Raw genomic sequence first — 3,504 nt, 5'->3', positions numbered from 1 at the left:
CGGCGAAGGAGGTCTGGCGGCGGCCCTGGTTGTCGAAGGGGCTGATGCGCACGAGGCGGTGGGTGCCCATTTCGACGGACAGGGTGCCGTAGGTGTAGGGCGACTTGATGGCGAAGGTCGCCGATTTGATGCCGGCTTCCTCCGCGTAGGACGTGTCGTAGACCTCGACGCCGTAGCCGTGCTTGTCGGCCCAGCGGATGTACATGCGCATGAGCATCTCGGCCCAGTCCGCGGCATCGACACCACCGGCGCCGGCGCGGATGTTGACGAGGGCGTCGCGCTGGTCGTACTCACCGGACAGCAGCGTGCGCACCTCCATCGCCTCGATGTCGACGCGCAGCGACGCGCGCTCGGAATCGGCGTCGGCGAGTGCGGCGGCGCGGTCGTCGCCTTCCTCGTCCTCGGCGAGTTCGTAGAGCACCGGCAGGTCGTCGAGCCGCGAACGCAACTCTTCGACGCGGCGCAGCTCACCCTGGGCGTGCGAGAGCTGGCTGGTGACCTGCTGCGCGTGTTCCTGGTCGTTCCACAGTTCGGGGTCGGCCGCCTGGTGTTCGAGTTCGTCGATGCGACGGCGCAGCTCCTCCACGTCGAGGACCGTCTCCACGGTCTCGAGGGTCGTCGCGAGCTCTGCCAGGTCTGCGGAAACATCGGGATGCACGATTGCCAAGGTTACCGGCTAGCGTTCTGTGCATGACCACCGACTTCACCGCCGACCTGGACCTCGCCCTGCGCCTCGCCGATGCGGCGGACGCCGTCACCCGCGACCGTTTCGGCGCGTTGGATCTGGCGGTGAGCGACAAGCCCGATCTGACGCCGGTCTCGGATGCGGATCTGGCCGTGGAACGACTGGTCCGCGAGGTTCTGGCCACCGAACGCCCGGACGATGCGGTGCTCGGTGAGGAGTTCGGTGGGGATGCGGTGTTCTCCGGCAGGCAGTGGGTGGTCGACCCGATCGACGGGACGAAGAACTTCGTGCGGGGTGTGCCGGTGTGGGCGAGCCTGATCGCACTGCTCGACGACGGCGTGCCGGTGGTCGGGGTGGTCAGTGCGCCCGCACTGAACCGCCGGTGGTGGGCGGCCACGGGCACGGGTGCCTGGGCCTCGCACGACGGCGCGCAGTCGCGGCGGATCCGGGTGTCGGATGTTCCTCGGATCGGGTCGGCGTCCCTGAGTTTCTCCAGCCTGTCCGGGTGGCGCGACCGGGGTCTGCGCGAGCAGTTCGTCGCGTTGACCGACGAGGTGTGGCGGGTCCGTGCGTACGGCGACTTCTTCTCCTACTGCCTGCTCGCCGAGGGCGCGCTCGACATTGCTCTCGAGCCGGAGGTGTCGCTGTGGGATCTGGCGGCGCTCGATGTGCTGGTCCGTGAGGCCGGCGGCCGGTTCACCGACGTCGCGGGAGCCGACGGGCCGCACGGCGGCAGCGCTGTGGCAACCAACACGGCGCTGCACGACGAGGTCCTCGCGCGGCTGCGCTGATCGGCTATCGGCGCAGCACCCGGACGCGTCGGGGCTGCGCCGATCCGAATCGTTGCCACAGTTCACCTTCGGTGGCGGAGTTCGCGGCGTATGCACGCGGCATCGGCGGTCTGCTCCTGGTGGTGTCGGCCATGCTGTCGCGTCTGCGATCTCACACGGTGTCGGGGTCGACCTGTGCGGACGCCGGTTCTTACCCGGGAGTAGACACCGATCTTACCCAAGAGTAAGATAGTTCTTCGTCCGATCCCCTCGAGAGACTTCTGGTGATCATGAGCAAGCAAGACAGTGTGGCCCGGAATGCCCGACGCGATACGTCTGCAGTCGGCCTGAACCCGATCAAGCGGGACGCGATGGGCGCTGCGATGCGCGTGCTCTCGCGGATCACCGGTTCGGAACTGGCAGATCGCTACAACTTCCGCCAGGCCATCGACCGGGCCACCTACCAGTCCACCAAGACCGGCTTCAAGACCCTCGGCGCGGCCACCCGCGCCTTCAAGCAGGTTTCCGGCGGCGGTGCGCCACAGCGCCTCGACGCACCGAAGAACAGCGACTTCTTCGACCTGACCCCCACCGACGATCAGCAGATGATCGCCGAGACCGTGCGTGAATTCGCCGCCGAGATCCTCCGGCCGGCAGCGCACGACGCCGACGCAGCCGCGGCCGCACCCGCCGACCTGCTCGCCCGCGCCGCCGAACTCGGCATCACCCTCGTCAACGTCCCCGAGGCGTTCGACGGTGCCGCCGGTGAACGCGGCAGCATCACCAACGCACTCGTCGCCGAAGCCCTCGCCCACGGCGACATGGGCCTGGCACTGCCGATCCTCGCGCCCAGTGGCGTGGCCGTCGCCCTCACCCAGTGGGGCAGCGACGAACAGCAGAAGACCTACCTGCCCGCATTCGCGAGCGACGACGTTCCGCAGGCGTCGGTCGTCATCACCGAACCGCGCCCCCTGTTCGATCCGTTCGCACTGCAGACCAAGGCCGTGCGCTCCCCCAGCGGATACCGGCTCAACGGTGTCAAGGCACTCGTTCCCGCCGCGGGCAGCGCCGAACTGTTCATCGTCGCCGCCGAACTCGACGGCCGCCCGGCCCAGTTCATCGTCGAAGCCAAGAGCAAGGGCGTCGTCATCGAAGCCGACCCGAGCATGGGTCTGCGTGCCGCCGGTCTCGGCCGTCTGCACCTCACCGACGTCGCGGTCCCGAACACCGCGCTGCTCGGCTCCGACGGCAGCGACGGCACCGACACCGCCGCCACCGACCGTCGCGCCGAGGAATACGCCGACGCGGTGCGTCTGGCCCGACTCGGCTGGGCCTCCCTCGCGATGGGCACCGGCCAGGCCGTGCTCGACTACGTGATCCCCTACGTCAACGAGCGCGAAGCGTTCGGCGAGCCGATCAGCCACCGTCAGGCCGTGGCGTTCATGGTCGCCAACATCAAGATCGAACTCGACGGAATCCGCCTCGTCACCCTCCGCGGCGCCTCCCGCGCCGAACAGGGCCTGCCCTTCGCGCGCGAAGCGGCCCTGGCACGCAAGCTCGCCACCGACAAGGGAATGCAGATCGGCCTCGACGGCGTGCAGCTGCTCGGCGGCCACGGATTCACCAAGGAACATCCCGTCGAGCGCTGGTACCGCGACCTGCGTGCCATCGGCGTCGCCGAGGGCGTCGTCCTCATCTGAACGGTCCGACCCGAACAAGGAACCTGTCGATGATCAATCTCGAACTTCCCAAGAAGCTCAAGGCTTCCTCCAATCAGGCACATCAGGTCGCCGCGCAGATCTTCCGCCCGATCTCCCGCAAGTACGACCTCGCCGAACACGAATACCCGGTCGAGCTCGACACGATGGCCGCCATGGTGGAGGGCCTCAACGACTCCGGGCAGGGTGCCGCGGGCGCAGCACTCGGACGCGACGACAAAGCCAAGAAGCAGAGCGGCAACGCCAACGGCGGCAACATGGCCGGCCTGCTCAACGTCATCGAAACCTGTTGGGGCGACGTGGGTCTGACCCTGTCGATTCCCTACCAGGG

Annotated in this window: 3 protein-coding genes and 1 pseudogene; 3 read left to right on the top strand and 1 reads right to left on the bottom strand. The window is 68.2% G+C overall.

Annotated elements, in window-relative coordinates; translation table 11 throughout:
- A partial coding sequence (locus GX543_RS17270) for a PCRF domain-containing protein (protein ID WP_290853706.1) occupies positions 1-658 on the bottom strand: 658 nt, incomplete at its 3' end.
- 32 nt (positions 659-690) lie between these two features.
- Between GX543_RS17270 and hisN the strand changes: the two genes are divergently transcribed.
- The 3 genes and pseudogenes from hisN to GX543_RS17255 all read left to right on the top strand — a co-directional run.
- On the top strand, positions 691-1,476 hold the full coding sequence (gene hisN, locus GX543_RS17265; RefSeq protein ID WP_290853705.1) for a histidinol-phosphatase: 786 nt from the start codon (positions 691-693) through the stop codon (positions 1,474-1,476).
- 263 nt (positions 1,477-1,739) lie between these two features.
- Positions 1,740-3,155 carry an acyl-CoA dehydrogenase family protein gene (locus GX543_RS17260; protein WP_290853703.1) on the top strand — a complete coding sequence of 472 codons (1,416 nt, stop codon included), beginning with the start codon at positions 1,740-1,742 and terminating at the stop codon, positions 3,153-3,155.
- A gap of 29 nt (positions 3,156-3,184) precedes the next feature.
- Positions 3,185-3,504: pseudogene (locus GX543_RS17255) on the top strand (acyl-CoA dehydrogenase); the annotation flags it as partial.

It is taken from the genome of Gordonia sp. (in: high G+C Gram-positive bacteria) (genome assembly GCF_012515855.1).
Classification (GTDB): Bacteria; Actinomycetota; Actinomycetes; order Mycobacteriales; family Mycobacteriaceae; genus Gordonia.
This window is presented reverse-complemented; position numbering and strand designations above follow the sequence as displayed.

Bases quoted from the DNA above. Each gene is read 5' to 3' on its own strand.
- hisN (WP_290853705.1), top strand. From the start codon at position 691: ATGACCACCGACTTCACCGCCGACCTGGACCTCGCCCTGCGCCTCGCC.